Annotated in this window: 26 protein-coding genes, 1 other RNA gene and 1 pseudogene; 20 read left to right on the top strand and 8 right to left on the bottom strand. The window is 61.6% G+C overall.

The features are described 5' to 3' along the window. Positions 1 to 109: 109 nt before the first annotated feature. Positions 110 to 1,141, bottom strand: a complete 1,032-nt coding sequence (gene gnd / locus FHT70_RS03185) for a phosphogluconate dehydrogenase (NAD(+)-dependent, decarboxylating) (RefSeq protein WP_183698842.1) — start codon at positions 1,139 to 1,141, stop codon at positions 110 to 112. 113 nt (positions 1,142 to 1,254) lie between these two features. Beyond that, the gene (locus tag FHT70_RS03180; RefSeq protein WP_085779345.1) at positions 1,255 to 1,737 is read right to left on the bottom strand and encodes an SRPBCC domain-containing protein; all 483 of its coding nucleotides are present in this window, start codon (positions 1,735 to 1,737) and stop codon (positions 1,255 to 1,257) included. Positions 1,738 to 1,792: 55 nt separating this feature from the next. On the opposite strand from FHT70_RS03180, the gene FHT70_RS03175 reads away from it, so the two are divergent. The 4 genes and pseudogenes from FHT70_RS03175 to FHT70_RS03160 all read left to right on the top strand — a co-directional run. Next, positions 1,793 to 2,128, top strand: a complete 336-nt coding sequence (locus FHT70_RS03175) for a metalloregulator ArsR/SmtB family transcription factor (protein ID WP_183698840.1) — start codon at positions 1,793 to 1,795, stop codon at positions 2,126 to 2,128. Positions 2,129 to 2,203: 75 nt separating this feature from the next. Then, positions 2,204 to 2,740: a helix-turn-helix transcriptional regulator gene (locus FHT70_RS03170; RefSeq protein ID WP_183698838.1), complete on the top strand. Its 537-nt coding sequence runs from the start codon at positions 2,204 to 2,206 to the stop codon at positions 2,738 to 2,740. Between the two features lie 98 nt (positions 2,741 to 2,838). Beyond that, positions 2,839 to 3,822 (top strand): NAD(P)-dependent oxidoreductase, encoded by a 984-nt coding sequence (locus FHT70_RS03165; protein ID WP_183698836.1) that lies wholly within the window; start codon positions 2,839 to 2,841, stop codon positions 3,820 to 3,822. 37 nt (positions 3,823 to 3,859) lie between these two features. Then, positions 3,860 to 4,050: pseudogene (locus FHT70_RS03160) on the top strand (hypothetical protein); the annotation flags it as partial. A 75-nt stretch (positions 4,051 to 4,125) separates the two neighbouring features. On the opposite strand, the gene ssrS reads toward FHT70_RS03160, so the two are convergent. The 3 genes from ssrS to FHT70_RS03145 form a co-directional block, all read right to left on the bottom strand. Beyond that, a non-coding RNA gene (gene ssrS / locus FHT70_RS03155) (6S RNA) lies at positions 4,126 to 4,284 on the bottom strand. Between the two features lie 69 nt (positions 4,285 to 4,353). Further along, positions 4,354 to 4,731 carry a cell division protein ZapA gene (locus FHT70_RS03150; protein ID WP_085779349.1) on the bottom strand — a complete coding sequence of 126 codons (378 nt, stop codon included), beginning with the start codon at positions 4,729 to 4,731 and terminating at the stop codon, positions 4,354 to 4,356. A gap of 16 nt (positions 4,732 to 4,747) precedes the next feature. Beyond that, positions 4,748 to 5,023, bottom strand: coding sequence for a DUF4164 domain-containing protein (locus FHT70_RS03145; RefSeq protein ID WP_011426717.1), 276 nt, complete (start codon positions 5,021 to 5,023; stop codon positions 4,748 to 4,750). A 332-nt stretch (positions 5,024 to 5,355) separates the two neighbouring features. Here FHT70_RS03145 and tkt point away from each other — a divergent pair, with 332 nt between their 5' ends. From tkt to FHT70_RS03105, 8 genes are all read left to right on the top strand, one after another. Continuing rightward, the gene (gene tkt, locus FHT70_RS03140; RefSeq protein WP_183698834.1) at positions 5,356 to 7,329 is read left to right on the top strand and encodes a transketolase; all 1,974 of its coding nucleotides are present in this window, start codon (positions 5,356 to 5,358) and stop codon (positions 7,327 to 7,329) included. A gap of 84 nt (positions 7,330 to 7,413) precedes the next feature. Continuing rightward, complete coding sequence (gene gap / locus FHT70_RS03135) at positions 7,414 to 8,424, top strand: type I glyceraldehyde-3-phosphate dehydrogenase (protein WP_183698832.1); 1,011 nt, start codon at positions 7,414 to 7,416, stop codon at positions 8,422 to 8,424. Between the two features lie 130 nt (positions 8,425 to 8,554). Continuing rightward, the gene (locus FHT70_RS03130) at positions 8,555 to 8,869 is read left to right on the top strand and encodes a hypothetical protein (RefSeq protein WP_183698830.1); all 315 of its coding nucleotides are present in this window, start codon (positions 8,555 to 8,557) and stop codon (positions 8,867 to 8,869) included. A 165-nt stretch (positions 8,870 to 9,034) separates the two neighbouring features. Continuing rightward, the gene (locus FHT70_RS03125; protein ID WP_097597307.1) at positions 9,035 to 9,214 is read left to right on the top strand and encodes a hypothetical protein; all 180 of its coding nucleotides are present in this window, start codon (positions 9,035 to 9,037) and stop codon (positions 9,212 to 9,214) included. Between the two features lie 327 nt (positions 9,215 to 9,541). Further along, complete coding sequence (locus FHT70_RS03120) at positions 9,542 to 11,416, top strand: potassium/proton antiporter (RefSeq protein ID WP_183698972.1); 1,875 nt, start codon at positions 9,542 to 9,544, stop codon at positions 11,414 to 11,416. Positions 11,417 to 11,484: 68 nt separating this feature from the next. Then, complete coding sequence (locus FHT70_RS03115; protein WP_183698828.1) at positions 11,485 to 12,687, top strand: phosphoglycerate kinase; 1,203 nt, start codon at positions 11,485 to 11,487, stop codon at positions 12,685 to 12,687. Positions 12,688 to 12,909: 222 nt separating this feature from the next. After that, a complete protein-coding gene (locus FHT70_RS03110; RefSeq protein ID WP_085779354.1) occupies positions 12,910 to 13,935 on the top strand; it encodes a class I fructose-bisphosphate aldolase in 1,026 nt (341 codons plus the stop codon). A 142-nt stretch (positions 13,936 to 14,077) separates the two neighbouring features. After that, positions 14,078 to 15,001, top strand: a complete 924-nt coding sequence (locus FHT70_RS03105; protein ID WP_183698826.1) for a PhzF family phenazine biosynthesis protein — start codon at positions 14,078 to 14,080, stop codon at positions 14,999 to 15,001. A gap of 28 nt (positions 15,002 to 15,029) precedes the next feature. Here FHT70_RS03105 and FHT70_RS03100 read toward each other — a convergent pair whose 3' ends face one another. Beyond that, entirely contained in the window at positions 15,030 to 15,194 is a 165-nt protein-coding gene (locus FHT70_RS03100) for a hypothetical protein (protein ID WP_097597303.1), read from the bottom strand. A gap of 174 nt (positions 15,195 to 15,368) precedes the next feature. Here FHT70_RS03100 and FHT70_RS03095 point away from each other — a divergent pair, with 174 nt between their 5' ends. The 3 genes from FHT70_RS03095 (at position 15,369) to FHT70_RS03085 (ending at position 17,908) form a co-directional block, all read left to right on the top strand. Then, positions 15,369 to 16,649, top strand: a complete 1,281-nt coding sequence (locus FHT70_RS03095) for an MFS transporter (protein WP_097597302.1) — start codon at positions 15,369 to 15,371, stop codon at positions 16,647 to 16,649. Positions 16,650 to 16,810: 161 nt separating this feature from the next. Then, positions 16,811 to 17,002: a DUF1192 domain-containing protein gene (locus FHT70_RS03090; protein ID WP_183698824.1), complete on the top strand. Its 192-nt coding sequence runs from the start codon at positions 16,811 to 16,813 to the stop codon at positions 17,000 to 17,002. A 390-nt stretch (positions 17,003 to 17,392) separates the two neighbouring features. After that, positions 17,393 to 17,908: a DUF1465 family protein gene (locus FHT70_RS03085; RefSeq protein WP_183698822.1), complete on the top strand. Its 516-nt coding sequence runs from the start codon at positions 17,393 to 17,395 to the stop codon at positions 17,906 to 17,908. A 133-nt stretch (positions 17,909 to 18,041) separates the two neighbouring features. On the opposite strand, the gene rpmE is transcribed toward FHT70_RS03085, so the two are convergent. Then, positions 18,042 to 18,263 carry a 50S ribosomal protein L31 gene (gene rpmE / locus FHT70_RS03080; RefSeq protein ID WP_003566413.1) on the bottom strand — a complete coding sequence of 74 codons (222 nt, stop codon included), beginning with the start codon at positions 18,261 to 18,263 and terminating at the stop codon, positions 18,042 to 18,044. Positions 18,264 to 18,455: 192 nt separating this feature from the next. Here rpmE and FHT70_RS03075 point away from each other — a divergent pair, with 192 nt between their 5' ends. The 5 genes from FHT70_RS03075 to FHT70_RS03055 all read left to right on the top strand — a co-directional run bounded on the left by FHT70_RS03075 (position 18,456) and on the right by FHT70_RS03055 (position 23,570). After that, on the top strand, positions 18,456 to 20,258 hold the full coding sequence (locus FHT70_RS03075; RefSeq protein ID WP_183698820.1) for an ABC transporter transmembrane domain-containing protein: 1,803 nt from the start codon (positions 18,456 to 18,458) through the stop codon (positions 20,256 to 20,258). Positions 20,259 to 20,397: 139 nt separating this feature from the next. Continuing rightward, positions 20,398 to 21,390: a tripartite tricarboxylate transporter substrate binding protein gene (locus FHT70_RS03070; protein ID WP_183698818.1), complete on the top strand. Its 993-nt coding sequence runs from the start codon at positions 20,398 to 20,400 to the stop codon at positions 21,388 to 21,390. A 143-nt stretch (positions 21,391 to 21,533) separates the two neighbouring features. Further along, a complete protein-coding gene (locus FHT70_RS03065; RefSeq protein WP_064694384.1) occupies positions 21,534 to 21,722 on the top strand; it encodes a YegP family protein in 189 nt (62 codons plus the stop codon). A 251-nt stretch (positions 21,723 to 21,973) separates the two neighbouring features. Beyond that, on the top strand, positions 21,974 to 22,312 hold the full coding sequence (locus FHT70_RS03060) for a YciI family protein (RefSeq protein WP_085779360.1): 339 nt from the start codon (positions 21,974 to 21,976) through the stop codon (positions 22,310 to 22,312). A 7-nt stretch (positions 22,313 to 22,319) separates the two neighbouring features. Further along, the gene (locus FHT70_RS03055) at positions 22,320 to 23,570 is read left to right on the top strand and encodes a DUF6596 domain-containing protein (protein WP_183698816.1); all 1,251 of its coding nucleotides are present in this window, start codon (positions 22,320 to 22,322) and stop codon (positions 23,568 to 23,570) included. On the opposite strand, the gene FHT70_RS03050 is transcribed toward FHT70_RS03055, so the two are convergent. Further along, positions 23,571 to 24,602 carry a peptidoglycan -binding protein gene (locus FHT70_RS03050; RefSeq protein ID WP_085779362.1) on the bottom strand — a complete coding sequence of 344 codons (1,032 nt, stop codon included), beginning with the start codon at positions 24,600 to 24,602 and terminating at the stop codon, positions 23,571 to 23,573. It lies immediately after the preceding gene. Positions 24,603 to 24,604: the final 2 nt, after the last annotated feature.

Genomic DNA, 24,604 nt, shown 5'->3' with positions numbered 1-24,604 from the left:
GAAAAACCATGCCGATGGCTAGGAACACCGGGGCTGTCGCCTGCCCGAGCCACGCCTTCAATCCGCCATTTACGGGGCGACGGTCGCCTTGGACTCAGTGAAGGGAGCCTCAGGATTTCGAAGCCGGCTTTTCCACGTGGCCTCCGAAACCCGCCCGCATTGCCGACAGCACCTTATTGGCAAACTCGTCATTGTCGCGCGAGGAGAAGCGGCCGTAGAGCGCCGCACTCAGCACCGGCGTCGGCACGCTTTCATCGATTGCCGCCATGATCGTCCAGCGGCCCTCGCCGCTGTCCGAGACCCGGCCGGCAAATTTCGAAAGTGCGGGGTCGGCATGCAGTGCATCGGCGGTGAGATCAAGCAGCCAGGAGGTGATGACGCTGCCGCGGCGCCAGACTTCCGCGACATCCTGCAGATTGAAGTCGTATTGGAAATGTTCGGGATGTGCGAGCGGCGCAGTTTCCGCATCGGCATCATGCGAAGCGGCGCCGATATTGGCATGTTTCAGAATGTTGAGGCCCTCGGCATAGGCGGCCATCAAACCGTACTCGATGCCGTTATGCACCATCTTGACGAAATGGCCTGCGCCATGCGGGCCGCAATGCAGGTAGCCCTGTTCCGCGGTGCTCGCTGCAGCCGCTTCGGCGCTGCGGTTCGGCGAGGCTTCCGTCGTACCGGCGCCGGGCGCCAGCGTTGCGAAAATCGGCGAAAGGTGCTGGACGATGCCCTTTTCGCCGCCGATCATCAGGCAATAGCCACGCTCCAGGCCGAAGACGCCGCCGCTGGTACCGACGTCGACATAATGAATGCCCTTGGTGATCAGCTCAGCGCCGCGGCGGATGTCGTCATGATAGTAGGAATTGCCGCCATCAATGACGATATCGCCGTTCTGCAGCAGCGGCACCAGGCTCGCCAGCACCTTGTCGACGATCGCCGCCGGCAGCATCAGCCAGATCGCACGCGGATGCGTGAGCTTCGAGACGAATTCCTCCAGCGAAGCGCTGCCGGTCGCGCCGAGACCTGCCAAATCGGCAACGCTTTCAGGCCTGGTGTCGTAGACGACGCATTCGTGACCGCCCCGCATCAGGCGCTGGACCATATAATTGCCCATGCGGCCCAAACCGACCAAACCAAGCTGCATAATGAATCTCCTGGAAACCGAGATGAAGTATCGACTCCGGAAACTAGCACCCGCAGTGTGACAGGCAAGCAAAGTCTGGCGATGGGCCGCCGATCTCCTTCGAGACAGCCTCGTCAGACATCCGGGGCGCTGGCCGGCTCGCCCTTCATCTCGCTGAGATACATGCCGTCGCGCAAATTGATGCCGTATTCGACGAAGGCCTTCATGCTGCAAAGCATCTGCGTCCAGCCTTCGCAGTTGAGATAGGTGCCGCGCCGGCCGGCCTCGTCCTCGCGCCAGCCGTTCTCGGCAATCGTCACCAGCGTGCCGCCGTCCTCCAGCGGCTTGAAATTCATTTCCACCAGCGTCTTATACCTTGTCTTGTCCTCAGCAGTGCCGCCGTCCCAGCGAAGCACGATGCGACTTTCCGGCACAAGCTCAACAACCTCGACCGGCGCATCCTTCCACCAGGTTACTGTCGTGCCTTGAACGAGCGGGGCGCTCGCCCCGCCGATCGTGGTGAAATAGCTGCTGAGCTTCTTCGGGTTGACGACGGCATCGAACACTTCGGCAACAGGACGGCCGATCCGGCCGGAAACGCGGATTCCGAGAGACATGGCACTTCTCCTCTTCTCCATTGTGCCTGATGCCATTATGTTATAAAAATATAACATGTCAAGCGAATCAACTGACAACTCTGTCTTCAAGGCGCTAGCGCATCATCGCCGCCGCGAGATTCTCGATCTGCTCAAGGACGCGCCCCGCACCACCGGAACGCTATGCGAAATGTTTCCGGAAATGGACCGCTGCACGGTGATGCAGCATCTGAAGGTGCTTGAGGAAGCGGATCTGATCATCGCCAGAAAGGAGGGCCGCGAACGCTGGAACCACCTGAACAGCCTGCCGATCAAGCATATCTACGACCGCTGGATCAGCGCCTATGCAGGTCATGCGCTGTCGATCCTCGATCAGCTAAGAAGCGATCTCGAAGACCAGCCGGAACAATGATCCAGCGTGAGGATCGGCTTGCCTTCCGGCCCGCCGAACTCCTATCCTGGCAGAGATGCAGGGAGCTCAGGACAAATGACGATATCAGGAGCCGGCATACGCCGCATGCGGTTGCTGCGCAGTATGAAGCAGCAGCACCTTGCGGAACTCCTCGGCGTCAACCAGGCGACCGTCTCGCGCTGGGAGCGCGGCCAGCTTGGTCCCTCGCCCGAACAGGCCGTCAAGCTGGAGCGGATCTTCGCCTCGGCGCAACACGCTGCGGCCGACGCGGCTTTAAGGCGCCTGGTCGAGGATTCCGTCCGGCCTGTGCATCTGATCTGCGATAGCACCCATCGGCTGCTGTCTGCCTCTCGCTCGCGGCAGGCGGAATGGCGCGCCCCGCTCAGCACTTTTCTCGGCCGCTCTCTTTTCTCCTACGCTTCCACCGAGATCGCCGCCGCCGAACAGTCTCTGGAGGTGATTGGCTGGCACGAGGGCAGGCTGCTGTCGTTGACCTTCGATACCGGCGCCAACGGCAATGCACGCCTGCCGATTGCCCCCGGCCGCGTCACCTGGGAGCGGATCAGGCTTTCCGACGGCAGCGCTGGCCGACTCGTCACCACAATCCGCTGAGCCTGCAGCTTTCCTGCACGCCCATGCATAATTTATGCGTTGTCCCACGAAACCGGTCTTTATAGCGTCCGCCGTCGACACGGTCAGGAGAGGATGCGATGACGATATTGGTGACGGGAAGCGCCGGCCATCTCGGCGAGGCGCTGATGCGCAGCTTGAGAGCTCAGAGCCGGTGGGCGCGCGGCATCGACATCAAGCCATCGGCTTTTACCGATATGGTTGGTTCCATCGGTGACCGGGGCTTCATCCGGCGGGCGATGTCGGGCATCAACCATGTCATCCATGCCGCGACTCTCCACAAGCCGCATGTGGCGACCCACGGCAATCGCGATTTCCTCGACATCAATGTCGGCGGCACGCTGAACCTGCTTGAAGAGGCGACGGTCGCGGGCGTTGCAAGCTTCGTCTTCACGAGCACCACCAGTGCTTTCGGCGCGGCATTGACGCCGGCCGCCGGCGAACCCGCGGCGTGGGTCACCGAGGACGTGCCTCCTATAGCGAAGAATATCTACGGCGTGACGAAGCTCGCCGCCGAAGGCGTCTGCGAACTCTTCGCCCGCAAATTCCGCCTGCCGGTCATGATCCTCAGGACATCGCGTTTTTTTCTTGAAAGCGATGACGATCCCGACATCCGCAACAGATATTCAGCGGCAAATGCCCAGGCTAACGAGTTGCTTCACCGCCGCGTCGACATCAGCGATGTAGTCGGCGCCCATCTGCTGGCTCTGGATAGGGCGCCGGCAATCGGTTTCGGCCGCTACATCGTCTCGGCCACGACGCCCTTTTCGTCGGGCGATCTTGCCGAGCTCAGGCGAGACGCGCCTGCCGTCGTCGAGCGGCTGTTTCCCGGTGCGAACGCCCTTTACGTCGAACGCGGCTGGAAAATGTTCCCGACGCTCGATCGCGTCTACGTCAACGAACGCGCAACGCGCGAACTTGGCTGGCATCCGCACTATGATTTCCGCTTCGTGCTGGATTGCCTGCGCGACAACCGCGAATGGCGAAGCCCACTGGCGCTCGACGTCGGCTCGAAAGGCTATCATGACGAAGTCTTCGCTGAAGGACCCTATCCGGTCGCCTGAGATAAGTCGCTGAATGCCGGGGTCGCAAAGCGTCATCCAAGCCATGGGCCTTGCAAGCGTTCTCGATCCACAGTCGCCGGACGATTACTTCTTGTTCGTCGCCAACGACAACGACTTCCTCACACAGGATGGCTTCCAGGTGGGCGCAGCCTACAAGGCGGACGCGGCGCCGACGTCGACACGATGTTCCAGGTCTTCCAGGTCACCCTTCCGGGCCTGAAGAAATAAGGACATCTTGAAAGGGGCGGACGTGCAACTCACGTTCACTCCTGCATCCGGCGCCCTGCCAACGATAAAGAGAAAGTGCGATCCACGACGACCGATGGATGTTTACGATCCTGGGCGCCTACAAACGTAGGTGGGCACCGTGTGTCCAGGCCCACGAGCCCGGACAGGGACAGCTCCCTTTGGATCGAGTATGGCCCCAGGGATTGTGGTTCCTGTCGAGAGGCGCAGACCGCATCGCGATATATAAGGTCGTTTGCATCGGCGCGCCAGTGGCGACCGCAGCCCGACTCTATTTAATTGACATCAATTGAGTTCGGGGGCGGCCCGGCCATTCAGCTTGTCGGTGATGCCGCGAATGCGGCTCGACACCTCGCCGAGCGCCGCCGCGAGGCTTTCCTCGGTGCGGGCAGTCGCGGCCAGCACGGTGTCGCGGTTGCCGCGCAGCGACTCGAGCTCGGTTTCCAGCTCCGCGATGCGACGTGTCAGCTCGGCAATCTCATCCATGATCATGATACCGGCCATGACGGTGATCCGGAGATCGCCGATCTCACCGAACTGGCCCTTGAGATGGCCGACATAGCTGTCAAAACGGGTGGCGAGGTCGGTCAGATGATCCTCCTGCCCTTCCTCGCAGGCCATCCGATAGGCCTTGCCGTCGATCGTTACCGTCACCTGCGCCATGTCAAATTCTCTCTCATCAGCGGTCCAGAACCGCGCGGATCGTCTCCATGGCCGTCACCAGCCGCCGCGATACCTCACGATTGACCTCTTCCAGCCGGTTGGCGCGAAACTCGGCCTGATCGAGCTCCTGGGCTAGACGGGAGCGGTCGGCATGCACACGTCGCACCTCGCCCTCGATCTCACCCTGCTCTCGCTGCCGCTCAATGCGCATGTCGACGGCGTTCTCGAGGCTCGAAATCGCCTGTCTCAATTCGTCGAGCGCTGCTTCCATGGTTTTGCCTGTGGGCATCATGCCTTTCCGATTCCCGTGCAGGACCTGCGAATCGGCCACATCTGCCGATCTTTTGATTTCAAGAGGATATGCAGCTCGCCAACGGCCCGTCAATAAATCCCGTCACCCGGCGGCCTGCCTATCTGTGGATGAACGTTTGGGCAGGCCCGCCGTGCCGCTTTGGTCTTTTGTAAAGTTGCGCGAGCAAATGTCAAAAAATTGCCGCAGGCCGCGGGGTTTTGCCCCGCCATTGATTGACTCGCCAGCCCCAACTGCTATGTGTCAGCCGCTTTCACTCGATGGTCTTGGAGGCTCGAGGCCATCCCCCGACACCCGGAGCTTGCAGAAAAGCCATGACCTCTCTCCAACAAAACGACCGGATGGCGAACGCGATCCGTTTCCTCGCCATGGACGCCGTGGAAAAGGCGAATTCCGGCCACCCTGGTATGCCGATGGGCATGGCTGATGTGGCGACGGTCCTGTTCACTAAGTATCTGCGCTTCGACCCCAAGAAGCCGCATTGGCCAAACCGCGACCGCTTCGTGCTGTCGGCCGGCCATGGCTCGATGCTGCTCTACTCGCTGCTGTATCTGACCGGTTATCCCGACATGACGATCGAGGACCTGAAGCAGTTCCGTCAGGTCGGCTCCAAGACCGCCGGCCACCCTGAATACGGCCACGCAACCGGCATTGAGACCACCACCGGGCCGCTCGGCCAGGGCATCGCCAATGCGGTCGGCATGGCGATCGCCGAACGCAAGCTGCGTGAGGAATTCGGTGCGGACCTCCAGGACCACTACACCTACGTGATCAATGGCGACGGCTGCCTGATGGAGGGCATCAGCCATGAAGCCATCGCCCTTGCCGGCCACCTGAAGCTCAACAAGCTGATCCTCTTCTGGGATAACAACTCGATCACCATCGACGGCGCCGTCTCGCTGTCGGACTCGACCGATCAGATCGCCCGCTTCAAAGCCGTTCACTGGAACACGATCGAGATCGACGGCCACGATCAGGCCGCCATCGCCGATGCGATCGAAGCCGCTCACAAGTCCGATCGTCCGACCTTCATCGCCTGCAAGACGGTGATCGGCTTCGGCGCCCCGAACAAGGCCGGCAGCCACAAGGTTCACGGCAGCCCGCTCGGTGCCGATGAGATCGCAGCCACCCGCAAGGCGCTGAATTGGGAGTACGAGCCCTTCGTCATCCCCTCCGATCTTCTCGATGAATGGCGCGCGGCCGGCACCCGCTCCGACAACATCGTCAAGGCATGGGAAGAAACGCTTGCCAAGTCGCCTGCCAAGGCCGAGTTCACCCGCCGTTTTGCCGGCGATCTGCCCGAAGGTTTCGACAAGGCGATCGACGATTACAAGAAGAAGCTCGCGGAAACCAAGCCGACGGTTGCCACCCGCAAGGCATCGGAAGACGCGCTTGAAATCATCAACGGTTTCGTGCCGGAAACGCTCGGCGGTTCCGCCGATCTGACGCCGTCGAACAACACCAAGACCAGCCAGATGCACTCGATCACGCCGACGGATTTCGCCGGTCGTTATATGCACTGGGGCATCCGCGAACATGGCATGGCATCTGCCATGAATGGCATTTCGCTGCACGGCGGTCTCATCCCTTATGGCGGCGGCTTCATGATCTTCTCGGATTATTGCCGCCCGCCGATCCGCCTCTCGGCTCTGATGGGCATTCGCGTCGTCCACGTCCTGACCCATGACTCGATCGGCGTTGGCGAAGATGGCCCGACTCACCAGCCGGTCGAGCAGATCGCCGGGCTGCGCGCCGTTCCGAACCTGCAGGTCTTCCGTCCGGCCGACGCCGTCGAGACGGCGGAATGCTGGCAGATCGCCATGAAGAGCAAGAACCGCCCGTCCGCTCTGGCTCTCACCCGTCAGAACCTGACGACCGTCCGCACAGAGTATAATGCGAAGAACCTCTGCGAACTCGGCGCCTACACGCTTGCCGGCAATGCCGATGCCAAGGTGACGATCTTCGCTTCGGGCTCCGAGGTCGAAATCGCCGTTGCCGCCCGCGCAACTCTGGAAGCCAGGGGCGTTTCGGTGCGTGTCGTCTCGGTGCCCTGCACCGAACTGTTCTTCGAGCAGCCGGACGCCTACCGCAAGGACGTGCTCGGCAACTCACCGGTCAAGATTGCCGTCGAAGCCGCCGTTCGCGAAGGCTGGGACGCCTTCATCGGACCGGAAGGCAGCTTCATCGGCATGAAGGGCTTTGGCGCGTCCGGTCCGGTCAAGGACGTTTACAAGCATTTCGGCATCACCGCCGACGCTGTCGTTGCGGCCGCCGAAGCAAAGCTTTAATGAGAGCGCCTTGAGGCGCTCTCCATCTCCTCAATTCCAGGCCGCCCGGCCTATCGGGCCCTATTCTATCGGGAGTGAATGAACATGACAGTCAAGGTTGCCATCAATGGTTTCGGCCGCATCGGCCGTAACGTCCTCCGCGCTATCGTCGAATCCGGCCGCACCGACATCGAGGTCGTCGCCATCAACGACCTCGGCCCGGTCGAGACCAATGCGCATCTGCTGCGTTACGACTCGATCCACGGCAAGTTCCCGGCCGAGGTGAAGGTCGAAGGCGACACGATCATCGTCGGCGGCGGCAAGCCGATCAAGGTCACCGCGATCAAGGATCCGGCAACGCTGCCGCACCGCGAGCTCGGCGTCGACATCGCCATGGAATGCACCGGTATCTTCACCGCCCGCGACAAGGCCGCCGCCCACCTGACGGCCGGCGCCAAGCGCGTCATCGTCTCGGCTCCCGCCGACGGCGCTGACCTGACGGTCGTTTTCGGCGTCAACCATGACCAGCTCACCAAGGAGCACATGGTCATCTCCAACGCCTCCTGCACCACCAACTGCCTGGTGCCGGTCGTGAAGGTTCTCGACGACGCCGTCGGCATCGACCACGGCTTCATGACGACGATCCACTCCTACACCGGCGACCAGCCGACGCTCGACACGATGCACAAGGACCTGTATCGCGCCCGCGCTGCCGCCCTCTCCATGATCCCGACCTCGACGGGCGCCGCCAAGGCCGTCGGCCTCGTGCTGCCGCACCTCAAGGGCAAGCTCGACGGCACCTCGATCCGCGTTCCCACCCCGAACGTCTCGGTCGTCGATTTCAAGTTCGTCTCCAAGAAGGCTACGACGGTCGGCGAAATCAACGAAGCCATCAAGGCTGCCTCCGACGGCAAGCTGAAGGGCATCCTCGGCTACACCGACGAGCCGCTCGTCTCCCGCGACTTCAACCACGACAGCCACTCCTCGATCTTCGCAACCGATCAGACCAAGGTCATGGAAGGCAATTTCGTGCGCGTCCTGTCCTGGTACGACAACGAGTGGGGCTTCTCCAGCCGCATGTCGGACACGGCCGTGGCCTTCGCCAAGCTCATCTGAGCGCCCGACTATCGAAAATCGCAGACGGCCCGGGAAACCGGGCCGTTTTGTTATAGGCGCACGAAGCCGGTGATGGCATTCTTGATAGCCCCGGAGCCGCAATCGCACTCGGGGAGATAAAGAGGGATGGATGGATTATTTTACCGTTGAAATCGCCGGCCGCGCCGTCGCCAGCTTTCGCTCGAAAAATCATGAGGAAGCGACGCATTTCTTTGAGGCAGAAGATTTTCGCGACGACCTGACCATCCTTGAGTCCGAGGGCAAGCCCCTGTGGGACCGCAAGGAGACACTCAGCCTGCGCAAGGCGACTGCTGAAGAAGCAAGCGAAGTCGAGCACGCCTATGAATTCGACGACGATCCGGAAAGGACCATCGACGACGAGTTCGTGGTTTTCCTGGTCCCGGTCGAAGATCTGACCGACGAGGGCGAGGACGCCGAAGACTGACGGTCGATATGTATCGGTCTTCCAGCCTGAAAACCATCTCGAAGCGACAGGTTCGCTGCGGCCGAAGAACGGAATCACGGTTGGCAATCCGCTGGCCAAGCGTGATAAACTGAGGAAATGTATAAAGCTGCACAATGGCTGAAGTGATCTAAGTGGAGGCGATAAATGGCAGAGGCGCAAAAACGCTTGTCCCAAACCACCCTCAAGCGGCGGCAGCGGTTTCACCCCAAGCGGGACGTCAAACCTGCCGTGTTGGCAAAGGCTAATCGTCTGGTCGTCCGGGTGGCAGCGTTCATCGGTCTTGCGTTTCTGGTGATCGTCACAGTTCAGGCAGTGTTGTGGTAGCCAACCAATGCGCGGCCGCTTCTACGAGCGGCCCGGCATTACGATCCGCTATCGAACAGGAAAAATCCGTGCCTGTGTTTTTTGCCCTGCTCTCGCCTGATTTTCCTATACATTCTTTATAGAGAACTTCTCCCGTAGCATTCCGCGTCGGTCGTCCGGCGAGCCGCTCAGCAGTATGATATGGCATTGAATCGAGGTTAAGCCGCAGGGCCTAACCTTCTCCGCGATTTTGCCCTTTGTTGACGGATCGCCGGAAGCGGCGGGGGAATGAAACAGGGCGGAGCGCCGGGGGCCGTTTCGGCCAGACAGTCGATGGAAGGGGTGGGCATGGAAGCGTTCTATATCGTGGTGCTGGTCGCGACGGCGCTCGTGCTTCTTGCCGCTTTTTCGAGCCTGCTCGCCTTCCGCTTCGGCGCTCCGCTGCTTCTTCTCTTCCTGATGATCGGCCTTGCCGCCGGCGTCGACGGCCTCGGCATCGAATTCAGCAACAACTACCTCGCCTATATTCTCGGCTCTATTGCGCTCGCCGTCATCCTGTTCGATTCCGGCTTCGGCACGCCGATGCAGGCTTTTCGGCTCGCGGCCGTGCCTTCTCTGACGCTCGCCTCGGTCGGCGTTCTGATCACCGCGTCGCTCTTTGCCGTCGCTGCCATGTGGCTGTTGAACTTCACCTGGCTCGAAGGCCTGCTGCTCGGTTCGATCGTCGCATCGACGGATGCCGCCGCCGTCTTCTTCCTGCTGCGCATCGGCGGCATCAACATCCGCGATAAGGTGCGCTCGACGCTGGAAGTCGAATCCGGCACCAACGATCCGATGGCGATCTTCCTCACCATCGCCCTCGTCGAGGTCCTGGCGAGTGGCGAACGTTATGCCGGCATCAACATCGGCATGCTCGCCATGTTCGTGCAGCAGATGGGGCTCGGCGTCATCCTCGGCCTGCTCGGCGGCATGATGATCGTGCTGATCGTCAGCAGGCTCGATACAGATCGTGGCCTGACGCCGATTTTCGTGCTGGCGCTTGCCCTTCTCGTCTTCTCCTTCGCCGGTGCGGTCGGCGGCAGCGGCTTCCTCGCCGTCTATGTCGCCGGTATCTACGCCGGAAACCGGAGAATGCAGGCGCTCGGCACCATCAAACGCTTCCAGGACGGCATGACCTGGCTGGCGCAGATCATCATGTTTCTGGTGCTCGGCCTGCTCGCCACACCGTCGCAATTTCCCGCGATCGTCGTGCCGGCGATCCTGCTTGCCCTCTTCCTGATCTTCATTGCCCGGCCGCTGGCAATCTGGCTGTCGCTGCTTCCATTCGATTATACGCAGCAGGAGATCGGTTTCGTCGCCTGGGTCGGGCTGCGCGGCGCCGTCTCCATCTTGCTTGCTATCATGCCCATCCTCGGCGGCCTGGAAAACGGTCAGCTCTTTTTCAATACCGCCTTCATCATCGTGTTGGTCTCCCTGCTCGTCCAGGGCTGGACGATCAAGCCGATCGCCAAGAAGCTCGGCCTGATCATCCCGCCGCGCATCGGCGCCGTCGACAAGGTCGAGGTCGACCTTCCGGGCGCTGCCAACCACGAACTCCTTTCTTACCGAGTCATCAAGGATAGTCCGGTTTTGCGCGGTGAGCGCATTCCGCGCTGGGCCACCCCTTCGCTTGTCATCCGCGACGGCAAGTCGATGCGTTATCAGTATGCCGGGCGGCTGCGCGAAAACGATCTGGTCTATCTCTTCATCGTGCCGAGCTATTCCCGGCTGCTCGACCGGCTCTTCGCCAGCCGGGCGCCGGTGGACGAGGATGACGCCGAATTCTTCGGCGCCTTCGCGCTCTCGCCTGCCCGTCCCGCCGCCGATCTCGATGCCGCCTACGGGCCGGGCCTGCTAAACGAATCCGAGAAAGGCCTGACGATCGCGGAACTGATGCGGCAGCGCCTCGGCGGCAAGGCCGATTATGCCGATCGCGTCCGTCTCGGCTCGATCATCCTCATCGTCCGCGATCTCGACGAGCACGACCATATCACCTCCGTCGGCATGTCTCTCGAAGCGGTCGAACCCGCCACCACCCTGCCGATCTTCATCAACCTCAAGGACATTATTCAGCGCATCCGCGATAGGTTGAACGGACGCCGCAACCGCGAAGCGGCGGCCTCCGAAACCATGCCGAAAGCATCGGCCGGAGGCGACGAAGCCCGACGCGAAAACGGCCGTTGAACGCCTTGCGTCTCGAATGATCCTTGCTATGGTCGGCGCGACTTCCGCCAACCAAGACTGGATTCCCCATGCCTTCTTTCAAGACCCTCGACGATCTCTCCGACATCAGCGGCAAGCGCGTACTCATCCGCGTCGACCTCAACGTCCCGGTCAAGGACGGGAAGGTTACCGATACGACGCGCATCGAGCGGGTGGCGCCGACGATCCTCGAACTATCGGGCAAGGGCGCCAAGGTGATCCTGCTTGCTCATTTCGGCCGGCCAAAGGACGGCCCGTCGCCGGATCTGTCGCTGTCGCTAATCGCCCCTTCCGTCGAGGAAGTGCTCGATCATGCCGTGCTGACGGCCTCCGACTGCATCGGCGAGGCCGCCGCCTCCGCCGTTGCCGCAATGAAGAATGGCGATATTCTGCTGCTGGAAAACACCCGCTTTCACAAGGGTGAGGAAAAGAACGACCCCGACTTCACCAAGGCGCTTGCCGCCCATGGTGATATCTATGTCAACGACGCCTTCTCCGCCGCCCACCGCGCCCATGCTTCCACCGAAGGCCTTGCCCACCACCTGCCGGCCTATGCCGGCCGCACCATGCAGGCCGAGCTGGAAGCGCTGGAAAAAGGCCTCGGCAATCCCACCCGTCCCGTCGTCGCAATCGTCGGCGGCGCCAAGGTTTCAACCAAGATCGATCTTTTGATGAATCTCGTGAAGAAGGTCGATGCACTCGTCATCGGCGGCGGCATGGCCAATACCTTCGTCGCCGCGCGTGGCACCAATGTCGGCAAGTCACTCTGCGAGCATGATCTCGCTGAAACCGCCAAGCAGATCATGATCGAGGCCGCGACATCGGGCTGCGCCATCATCCTGCCGGAAGACGGCGTCGTCGCCCGCGAGTTCAAGGCGGGTACCGCCAATGAGACGGTCGATATCAACGCCATTCCCGCCGATGCCATGGTGCTCGACGTCGGGCCGAAATCCGTTCAGGCCATCAATGCCTGGATCGAGCGCGCCTCGACGCTCGTCTGGAACGGTCCGCTCGGCGCCTTCGAGATCGAGCCCTTCGATGCCGCGACGGTTGCTGCCGCAAAATACGCCGCCGAGCGCACGGCGGCCGGCAAGCTGACCTCCGTAGCCGGCGGCGGCGATACCGTCTCAGCGCTGAACCATGCCGGCGTTGCCGACGACTTCACCTATGTCTCCACCGCAGGCGGCGCTTTCCTCGAATGGATGGAAGGCAAAGAGTTGCCCGGCGTCGCCGTCCTTAACGCCGGTAAATGACGCTAAGCGGATTTGGCAGATTTTACATGTGGATAGACCGCGGCGGCGAGAAGCCTTTCGCGGTCTTTTGCTCAAGCGCCGGAAAAATTCCCATTTTTTCAAACGATTGAAACCATTTCAATCGTTTCAATGACTTAGCCGTCCATTTTCCTCCCTATAAACTTCTGTTATCGCCGTCCTATATTCTTAAACCGCCGATGTTTCATGCTGTGGAGAGAACGAATGAGCGAACGACTGGAAGACATTGCAGTGCAGATGGTTGCAGGCGGCCGGGGACTGCTTGCGGCTGATGAATCGACCTCCACCATCAAGAAGCGTTTCGACACGATCAATCTCGAATCGACCGAAACGAGCCGTCGCGATTACCGCGAGATGCTCTTCCGCTCCGACGAGGCGATGAAGAAATATATTTCCGGCGTCATCCTCTTCGAAGAGACGCTCTTCCAGAAGGCCGCAGACGGCACGCCTTTCGTCGACATCATTCGCGCTGCTGGTTCCATTCCCGGCATCAAGGTCGATACCGGCGCCAAGCCGATGGCCAAATTCCCGGGCGAAACCATCACCGAAGGCCTCGACGGCCTCGGCGAGCGCCTTGCTCGCTATTATGAGGCCGGCGCCCGTTTCGCCAAGTGGCGCGGCGTCATCGCCATCTCCTCGACGCTGCCGACCCGCGGCTCGGTTCGCGCCAACGCTCAGGCGCTTGCCCGGTACGCGGCCCTCTGCCAGGAAGCCAAGATCGTTCCGATCGTCGAGCCGGAATGCCTGATGGACGGCAAGCCGGGCGACCACAATATCGACCGCTGCGCCGAAGTCACCGAATCCACGCTGCGCATCGTTTTTGAGGAACTGGCCGAAGCCCGAGTCAGCCTCGAAGGCATGATCCTGAAGCCGAATATGGTCATCGACGGCAAGAATGCCCGCAAGGCCTCTGTCGCCGAGGTCGCGGAGCGCACCGTGCAGGTGCTGAAGCGCACGGTCCCATCAGCGGTTCCAGGCATCGCCTTCCTCTCAGGCGGCCAGTCGACCGAAGAGGCAACCGCACATCTTTCCGCCATCAATGCCACGGCCGACCTGCCCTGGTTCGTCACCTTCTCCTACGGCCGCGCCCTTCAGGACAGTGCGCTCAAGGCCTGGAACGGCAAACCGGAAAACGTCGCCGCCGGCCAGCGCGAATTCACGCACCGCGCCGAAATGAACAGCCTTGCCGCCAAGGGCAGTTGGCAGAAGGATCTGGAAAAGGCAGCCTGATTACAATGAGCCTTTAATCGCCTGCAGGAAGGGGCGGCAACGTTATGTTGCCGCCCTTCCTCATTGTCTCGGCGACAAGATACCGCTTCGCCTGACGAAAAATCGTGATTATTCATAAAGGCCCGCCGAAACAGGAGCCGCTATGGATACCATCCCCTACATCACCGTCGATGTCTTCACCTCCACGCGTTTCGAGGGCAATCCGCTTGCCGTCATTTCCGATGCGCGCGGGCTCAGCGATGCAGCGATGCAAATGATCGCCACCGAATTTAACTATTCCGAAGTGACCTTCGTCCTGCCGCCGGAGGATCCTCGCAATTCGGCCCGTGTCCGCATCTTCACTCCGACGATGGAAATACCCTTCGCCGGTCATCCGAACGTCGGCACCGCCTGTGTCCTCGGCCAGCAGGCGGAGATCTTCGGCAAGCCCGTTGGCGAGAAGCTGCGTTTCGAGGAACAGGCTGGCATCGTCGAAGTCGCCCTCAAACGCAGCGGCGGAAAGGTCGCGGCCGCCGCCATCCGCGCGCCGCAGCCGCTGACAATCGGCGATGTCATTGCCGAGGAAACTATCTCCCGCTGCATCGGGCTCGAACCCGGCGCAATCGTCAAGACCAACCACGCCCCGGTCTTTGCCTCGGTCGGTCTGAACTTCGCCATTGCCGAGTTGAGCGGGCTTGAAGCGCTGGCCGCCGCCCGACCGGACCTTGCCGGATTCCAGGCGGCTGTCGGCCACCAGACGACGAGCGGCCATGACTTCTCGCTCTTCGTCTATGTCAGGACATCCGAAGATCCGTGGAATATACGCGCTCGCATGTTCGCGCCGCTCGATAACGTGCCCGAGGACCCCGCGACCGGCAGCGCTTCCGCAGCCCTCGGTGCCTATCTCGTCACACTGCAGGCGGAAGCCGATATGAACGTCCGCATCACCATCGAACAGGGCGTGGAAATAGGCCGCCGCAGCATCATCGCCCTTGATGTGACGAAATCCGATGGCACCGTCACTGACGTCGTCATCTCGGGAAGCTGCGTTTCCGCGATGCGCGGCGAAATCATTCTGCGGGACTAACGCCCGCATCGAAGCTCGAATCCGAGGATTACATCAGGAAGTCGCGCGACAATAGCGCCATCGCCCATATGCCGAAGGCGATCAGAGCGATCTTCCAGAAATCCATCCGCCGCCTGAGGCCGGGAAGCCCGAGCGGTTTGATCACCTGTATCGCCATGGCAAGGATGAGCAGCAGAGCTATCAGCTTTGTCATGCTTTATTTTTTCCGTTTTTCGGAATGTCACAGGACGGACATTTTTCCGCGCGAACAAGAGGATCTCGACACGCCGTAAAGATATTCCGGGGCACAATCAATCATCTTGAGGCTGGGCTGACTGAGGTCGTGCCTTATGTCCATCGCAAATCGCTTAAGACCGAGTCTGGGGAAATGAAGAGAAATCTGCTGTCCGTCGCCGCGCTGCTCTTTGGCACGCTCTTCCTTTTCATGGGCAATGGTCTGCAGGGCATCCTGCTTCCCGTGCGCGGCAATCTCGAAGGCTATGCCACGACGACGCTCGGCCTGCTCGGCACCTCATGGGCGGGCGGCTTCGTCATCGGCTGCCTGGTGGCGCCGAAACTGGTGCGCCGCGTCGGCCATGTCAGAGCCTTCTCCGGCTTCATCTCGATCATCGCCATCATCGCACTGGTCAGCGGCATCATCATCGATCCGTTCTGGTGGGTGATCCTGCGTGCGGTGACCGGCTTCTCCACCGCCGGCACGTCCATGATCATCGAAAGCTGGCTGAACGAGCGCGCCAGCAACGAGAGCCGTGGCGCGATTTTCTCGCTCTATATCGGCATCACCCTGCTCGGTGTCGTCGGCGGCCAGATGATGATCCCGCTCGAAGATGTGCGCACGCCGGTGCTGTTCATGATCTGCGGCATCTTCTATTGCATCGCCATGCTGCCGACGACGCTTTCGACCGCGGCCTCACCACAGCCGCTGAAAGCTGTGCGCCTCGACCTGCCGGCGCTCTACCGCAATTCGCCCGTGTCTTGCCTCGGCATCCTGCTCGTCGGCATTGCCAACGGCGCTTACGGCACGCTCGGGGCTGTCTTCGGCGCCGGCGCCGGCCTTTCCGACACCAGCATCGCCGTCATGATGAGCTCCACCATCTTCGCCGGCGCGATGATGCAGCTGCCGGCCGGCCGACTTTCTGATCGCATCGACCGGCGCTACGTGCTCGCCGCCCTGTCGGCGATTGCCGCCATCGCCGGCTTGCTGATCTTTCTGCTTCACCCGACATCCCCTGCCTTGCTGATCGGGCTCGTTGTCCTCTACGGCGCGGTGGCCAACACGCTCTATCCGATCGCTGTGGCTCACGCGAACGACTTCGCGGCGTCGGAGGATTTCGTCAAGGTCTCCGGCGGCCTGCTGCTGCTCTACGGCATCGGCACAGTCATCGGCCCGACGCTGGGCGGCCCGGTCATGTCGGCAATCACCCCGCATGCTCTTTTCCTGGTCACCGCCGTCGCTCATGTGCTGATCACCGTTTACGCCATCATCAGAAGCCGCATCCGCGCGGCCGTCCCAGTCAGCGACCGCGACGCCTATACGACGATCCCGACCGGCACTTCGCCGATGCTGACGCCGCAGAGCATGTCGCTGGCCGATCGCGGCACAGGCAAATCTCCCGAAAGCAGCGATCCTGCTGTAAAGTTCGGTTAGGCCCTCTCTACAAAAGCCGCACTGCGGTTTTCGCCCTGGCTCGGGAAAAATAAAAATGGGGAGGGCGAGGCTGGATTTGGGCCGGATCGACCTAAATTCCGATTCCGTGTCGGCCGCATTTTTTCGGCATTATGCTGCCGGCAGCAAAAGGAGGAGAACCGATGAGCTTTATCGATGACGACCGACCGCAGAAGAGAACCGCCCACGAGATCGGCGCCGATCTCTCCATGCTTTCAGTGGATGAGTTGAAGGCGCGAGTGGAATTGCTGAAAACCGAGATCGCCCGGCTCGAAGCCGAAGCTAGCCGCAAGGCATCCGGGCGGCAGGCCGCTGAAAGCTTCTTCCGCTCGTGATCCGCTAAAAGCCTCCGAAAACAAGAGCATGGGCAGGAAAATGAGCCAGCCTCAAGTCTTCATTCGGCACAATGTTAATAAAATATTAAGCTTTATGAGGTATTACTGTACTCATCCAGACTTTCTCTGGATCTCAGACAGTTTTCCAAGCGGTGAATTGGTCTGATTTTTCTCCCTGTTTTACCTTGAGAGCCGCTTTTGCGGCTCTTCTTTTTGCTGCGGCCGGCGCATTTCCATGAAACTGTGGAGATTAACCCTTTCTTAAGAAACGGCTTGCGCATTTGCGCTAATGATACCATCTTAAAGTCATAAAGACCGGACGCGGAAACTTTTCCGTCAACCCCCGCGTTACCTGACCATAAGTAGCTGCGTGCAACAGGGACTATTGCGATGTCGGAAGTTGGATTGAACACGATCAGTTTTGCGGGCCGCGCGGCTGCATCCTCTCAGTTCAAGGTACTCTATAGCGAAGGCATGTCGCTGGTCGAAGAGACCGCCGCCTATCTTGACGGCCAAGGCCGCGCAGCCTCCAAGGTTCTGCCGCGCATGGCATCCGTGCTCTATGCCGCGGAATCGATGCGGCTGACCACCCGCCTGATGCAGATGGCCTCGTGGCTGCTGCTGCAGCGCGCCGTCAACAATGGCGAGATGTCGCGTGACCAGGTGCTGGCCGAGAAGAACAAGGTCCGCCTCGACGGTTTCAACGTCGACCGCGCAGCACCCGGCTGGGGCGATCTGCCGGAATCGTTCCGAGACCTCGTCGAGCGCTCCCTGCGCCTGCAGAACCGCATCGCGCTGCTGGATCGCGAAATCTATCGTCCGGCCGAAGCCGTGATCGTTCATGACAATCAGAACAGCGTCCAGGCACAGCTTTCGCTGCTGCAGACGGCCTTCGGCAACAACTGACCAGAGCTGCTAAATCCATTTGGGCCGGCTGCGCAGTGCGCGGCCGGTTTTTTGTTGCCGCTGCGCATGTTCTGCTAACGCAAAAAGCCCGGCAGAACCGGGCTCCTTGCGAAATTTCGTCGAGCAAAAGCGATTAGAGACCGAGGCCGCCGAAACGCTTGTTGAACTTGGAAACGCGGCCACCGCGGTCCATGAGCTGCTGGTTGCCGCCCGTCCAGGCCGGATGCGACTTGGAATCGATTTCGAGGTTCATGACAGCGCCTTCCGAACCCCAGGTCGAGCGGGTTTCGTATTCGGTGCCATCGGTCATGACTACCTTGATCATGTGATAGTCGGGATGGATGCCTGCCTTCATAACAATCTTCCTGCGATACCGGAGTTCAATTTGCCGCATGCAGTTGCGGCCACCGAACCGATTGAATAAATGAAGCCGCAGTCGTGATGGCTACGGCTTCCCATTAGGATGCGGTGCCTATACATGAAGGACGCCGGGATAACAAGAGCCAACAGGCCGCATTAGCGGGTCCTGCAGGCGATCGGAGACGATTTGGCAGAACAGGCACGGGCTGAGGAAAACAGAAGGCGGTCGCTGCGGCCACTCGGCAGGCTGATGCCTTATGTCATGCGTTATCGCGGGCTGGTGGCCGGCGCGCTGATTTCACTGGCGCTCGCCGCCATGACCTCGCTGGCGCTGCCGCTCGCCGTGCGCCGCATGATCGACCACGGCTTCACCCAATCCGACGGCAGCTTCATCAACAGCTACTTCGCTATGCTGATGGTCATGGCCGTCGTGCTCGCGATCGCGAGCGCGTTGCGTTATTATTTCGTCATCACCATCGGCGAACGCATCGTCGCCGATCTTCGCCGCGACGTCTTTAACCATGTGACGCGGCTGTCGCCCTCCTTCTTCGACGTCAACCAGTCCGGAGAGATCGTCTCGCGGCTGACCGCCGATACGACGCAGATCAAGTCCGCCGTCGGCGCCACCGCCTCGGTGGCGCTTAGGAATCTCATTCTCTGTCTCGGCGCCTTGGGCATGATGGTCGTCACTTCGCCGAAACTGTCGAGCCTCGTCATCGGAGCGATCCCGCTGATCGTCTTCCCGCTCGTCGCCTTCGGCCGCTCGGTGCGCAGGCGTTCCCGCGCCGCTCAGGACACGCTTGCCGAAGCGTCCGCCTTCGCCAACGAGACGATCGCCGCGACCCGTACGGTACAGGCCTTCAACGGCGAGGACGCCGCAGCGAGACGTTACGCCGACGCCGTCGAATCCGCCTACGAGGCCGCCCGCGCCGCCATCCGCTCACGCGCACTCTTGACCGGCATCGCCATTACGCTGATCTTCGGCAGCGTCGTCGCCGTGCTTTGGGTCGGCGCCCACAGCGTGCTGGCCGGCACGCTGTCTGCCGGCACGCTCGGCCAGTTCCTGCTTTATGCTGTCATCTCCGCGGGATCGCTCGGCGCGCTGTCGGAGGTCTGGGGCGAACTCTCGCAGGCGGCCGGCGCCGCCGACCGGCTGACCGAACTCCTCGACGAGGTGTCGCCGATATCAGCCCCCGCCAACCCCGAGGCTCTCCCTTCGCCCAGCCGCGGCCGCGTCGAGTTTTCCGACGTGCATTTCGCCTATCCCTCGCGCCCCGGCAAATCGGCCCTGCATGGCTTGGACTTCGCTGTCTCGCCCGGCGAAACGGTCGCGATTGTCGGCCCCTCCGGCGCCGGCAAGACCACAGTCTTTTCGCTGCTCTTACGCTTCTACGATCCGCAGCAGGGCAGCGTGGCGATTGATGGTGTCGATGCGCGGCTGGCGACACCTGACGAGTTGCGCCAGCGCATCGCCATCGTGCCGCAGGACGTCACCATTTTCGCCGCATCGATCCATGATAACATCGCTTTCGGCCGCCCTGGTGCATCGCGTGAGGAAGTCCGCGCCGCAGCGCTTGCCGCCCAGGCCGACGAATTCATCGCCCGGCTGGATAACGGCTATGAGGCCGAGGTCGGCGAACGAGGCGTCACCCTCTCCGGCGGCCAGCGACAGCGCATCGCCATTGCCCGCGCCATCCTGAAGAACGCGCCCGTGCTGCTGCTCGACGAGGCGACCTCAGCGCTTGACGCCGAAAGCGAGACGCTGGTGCAGAAGGCGCTCGACGGCTTGGTTGACGGTCGCACGACACTGGTCATCGCCCATCGCCTGGCGACGGTGCTGAAGGCCGACCGAATCCTCGTCATGGACAAGGGCCGCGTCGTCGAGGAAGGCACGCATCAGAGCCTGATCCGCCAGGGCGGCATCTATGCCCGGCTGGCGCGCCTGCAATTCGACGCCGCCAATCAGGATGTGCTCGCTCCTGCCAAATAACCGGTACGCGCTTCTCCACCGATAGCGACTAAAGTCTCACGCCGACCACACCTCCCTGCGGTTGTCTTTCCCGCCTCCTGCCCTACCCTCTTCATGCCCCTGGGTGGGATTGCTGTTGAAATCGTGGGAGGAGATAGGAATGGCGCTTTCCGACATGACGCGACGCACGGGGCTCGCGCTCGTTCTTGGCCTGACTGCAATGCTGGGGTTCAGCAGCTCTGCTGTTGCTGCAGATTTTCCCGATCGTCCGATCACCATGGTCGTGCCCTTTGCAGCCGGCGGCTCGACCGATGTCGTCGCCCGTATCGTCGCGCAGAAGATGTCGGAGGACCTCGGCCAGCAGGTGATCGTCCAGAATGTCGCCGGTGCCGGCGGCAATCTCGGGGCCGGCAACGTCGCCCGCGCCGAGCCTGACGGCTACACCATTCTGATGGGCACTGTTGCGACCCACGCCCTCAATCCGCTGATCCTCAAATCGACGCCCTACGACCCGGAGAAGGATTTCGCGCCGGTCTCCCTGCTCGTCGTCGTGCCGAACGTGCTGGTCGTCAATCCGGAATTGCCGGCAAAAACGGTGCAGGAACTGGTCGCGCTGCTGAAAGCCGAGCCCGACAAATACAGTTACGCCTCGTCGGGCAACGGCACGCCGCTGCATCTCTCCGGCGAGCTCTTCAAGTCCATGGCCGGCGTCAGCATGCAGCATATCCCCTATAAGGGCGCCGGTCCGGCATTGAACGATGTCATCGGCAACCAGGTGCCGATCATGTTCGACAACCTGCCCTCCTCCTCCAGCCACATCAAGGCGGGCACGCTGCGGGCGCTGGCGGTGACCACCGCCGAGCGCGCGCCCTCCTTCCCCGATGTGCCCACGATCGCCGAGTCGGGCATACCGGGCTACGAGACCTATACCTGGAACGCGCTTTTTGCCCCAGCCAACACGCCGGGCGAGGTGGTGACGCGCCTCAACGCCTCGGCGAACAAGGCGCTCAAAGACCCGGCCGTTGCCGAACGCATGAAGGAATTCAGCGCCACCATCGTCGGCTCGACGCCCGAGGAACTTGCCGCCCACGTGAAGGCTGAGCTCGCCAAATGGGGGCCGGTCGTCAAGGGCGCAAACATCCAGATGGAATGATGCGAGGACATTTGCGGTATCTTCCGCGCAGCGCTTATTAGCACCAGTTGAACTCAATCCTCATTAACGCAGTGGAAAAGCTCGGCATTTTGATCTAGCCTCCTCGACGCTGATGGTGCAATTCAGCGTTTCGGGAGACATCCATGTATAAATTCGAAGTCTACAAGGATAAATCAGGCGAATTCCGTTTCCGCTTCAAGGCATCGAACGGGGAAACCATGTTCAGCTCCGAGGGTTACAAGGCGAAGGCGTCAGCCCTGAATGCCATCGAGTCCATCAAGAAGAATACCTCCGGCGCCGAGATCGTCGACCAGACGAAGGCCGAAGCCTGAACGGCATGGCAAGGGCGGCATCAATGCCGCCCTGCTTTTTTGCGCCCTCGAGCGGCGCTGGTGTCTTAGAGACCGGCTCGCCTGTTTGTGATTTCCGGCGCGATTTTTCTTTTTCAAATATTTTTTCAAAGCCATGTCGAAACGACCGGCGATCGCGCCTCATTGTCTCGGAACGGCTAGCCGCTCCACCAGGCTAAACGGCTTTCGCCGGTGGCCTGGATCAACGCCAACAACGATATCAGGAGTTTTCCATGCAATATGCCCTCATCATTCGCGAAGCGCCGGAGGATTTCGCCCGCCGTAGCGATCCGGCCTATCGCGACGGCTGGGTTGCCTACACCCAGGCGCTTGTCCAGGCCGGGATCATGACCGGCGGCGCGGGGCTGACAGCCCCCGAGACCGGCACGGTCATACGTCGCAAGGGCGAGGATCACGATGTCCAGGACGGTCCCTATCCGGAAGGCAAGGAGCAGCTCGGCGGCTTCTACCTGATCGAGGTCCCGGACATCGACACCGCGCTCGAATGGGCTACCCGTATTCCAATCTCCGACAAGGGTTCGGTCGAGGTGCGCCCGCGCCTGCAGATGTGAGGCGGCAATGCCGCCCGATGCCGGACGCGCCGTCGAACAAGTGGCGCGACAGTCCTATGGCAGGCTGATCGCCTTTCTCGCCGCCCGCTCGCGCGACGTGCCGGCGGCAGAAGACGCATTGTCGGAAGCGCTGGCTTCGGCCCTGCGCGTCTGGGCGGAGCGCGGCATTCCCGCCAATCCGGAAGCCTGGCTGCTGGTGGCCGCCCGCCGCAATTTGGTGCAGGCGGCCCGGCACCGCACTGTCGAGGCCAACGCACAAACGACGATATCACTCGCCCTCGAGGAAGCGGAGGCACGAATGAACGAGGCCGGCAATTCCGTCTTTCCCGATGAACGGCTGAAGCTACTCTTCGCCTGCACCCATCCTGCCATCGACAGCTCCGTGCACACGGCGCTGATGCTGCAAGCGATTCTCGGCATCGAAGCCAGAACCATCGCCCGGGCCTTCGTCGTTTCAGCGGAAGCGATGAGCCAGCGGCTGGTGCGGGCCAAGGTGAAGATCCGTGATGCCGGCATTCCCTTCACCATACCACCTCGGCCCGCGCTGCCAGGGCGGCTTGCCGCCGTGCTTTCGGCGGTCTACGCCGCCTACGGCCTCGGATGGGATGGTCTCGATGGCGAGGAAGCGCACCATTCGCTTGCCGGCGAAGCGATCTGGCTCGGCCGGGCGCTTCTGACGGTACTTCCGGATGAGCCGGAAGCGATCGGCCTTCTCTCGCTGATGCTTCACTGCGAAGCCCGCCGTAGCGCCCGGCGCGACGGCAACGGGCGCTATGTGCCGCTGGACGAGCAGGATCCGGCCGGCTGGGACGCCACCATGATCGCGGAGGCGGATGCGCTGCTGCGCAAGGCCGGAAGCTTCAACCGTTTCGGCCCCTATCAGTGCCAGGCGGCGATTCAATCGGTGCATGCGGCGCGCCGCCTTTCGGGAGTGACCGACTGGCAGGCGCTCACGACGCTCTATGCCGCGTTGCTGACGATGAAGCCGACGCTCGGCGCGCGCGTGGCCCAAGCAGCGGTGATCGGCCGGGCTTTAAGGCCCGCCGAAGGCCTGACCCTGCTCGACAGGATCGATCCGCGCGCGATCGCTGCCTATCAGCCCTACTGGGCCGTACGTGCCTTTCTTCTGGCACGAGCGGGCGACGATGCGGCCGCGGCCGATGCCTACATGACGGCGATCGGCCTCAGCGACAGCCCCTCTGTCCGAGCCTTTCTCGTCGATCGGCTCGCCGAAGCGCGGCGGACGACATCAGGCTGATCATTTCTCGGTGAGCTTCAGCTCGATGCGGCGGTTCGTGGAACGGGCGTCCGGGGCATCGCCGGGTGCGATCGGCTGAAATTCGCCAAAGCCCGCGGCAACGAGCCGGTCTGCCGGCACACCCTGGCCGATCAGGAATTTGACGACCGAAATCGCGCGTGCCGAGGAAAGCTCCCAATTGTCGCGGTAGCGGCCCGTTCCCGCAAGGGGCACATTGTCGGTATGGCCGTCAACGCGCAAAACCCAGTTGATCTCCGGCGGAATTTCTTTGGCGAGGTCGAGCAACGCCGCGGCAAGCTTCGCCATCTCCCCCTGCCCTTCCGGGTTGAGATCGGCGCTGCCCGAGGGAAACAGCACTTCGGACTGGAAGACAAACCGATCGCCGACGATACGAATGTTCTCGCGATCCGAAAGGATTTCACGCAGGCGACCGAAGAAGTCGGAGCGGTAGCGATTCAGTTCCTGCACGCGCGCCGCCAGCGCCACGTTGAGGCGACTGCCGAGATCGGCGATCTTGGTCTGCGAGACCCGGTCCTTCTCCTCGGATGCCTGCAGCGCCGCTTCGACCGCGGCGATCTGGCTGCGGAGTGCGGCGATCTGCTGGTTCAAGAGTTCGACCTGGCTCAGCGCCCGTTCGCTCACCTGCTTCTGCTCGTCGAGCTCCTGCGTCATGGCGCCGATCCGCTTTTGAGCCGCATCCTGGCCGCCCGAGCCGGCGTTCAGCAGCGCCTGAAGCCGTGAGCGTTCCCCTTCGGCAGTCGCGAGCGAAGCCTGCAGGTTGGCGACCGAATCCTGGAGATCCTGATTGCTACCCTTTTCGAGTGCCAGAAGCTGCGTCAGCTCGTTGATTTGGCTATTGAGGCGATTGAGCACCTCGTCGCGCCCGGTGATTTCGCGGCTTAGGATGAACTGCCCGACGACGAAGACGGTCAGCAGGAACATGATCGAAATGAGCAGCGTCGACAACGCATCGACGAAGCCCGGCCAGTAATCCACCGTGCGTTCGCGGCGGCGGTTGCGGGCAAGTGCCATGG

Origin of the sequence: Rhizobium sp. BK049 (assembly GCF_014193135.1) — a bacterium.
Lineage (GTDB): Bacteria > Pseudomonadota > Alphaproteobacteria > Rhizobiales > Rhizobiaceae > Rhizobium.
Note: the sequence above shows the minus strand (reverse complement) of the source record. Positions and strands in the feature narration are given on the sequence as shown.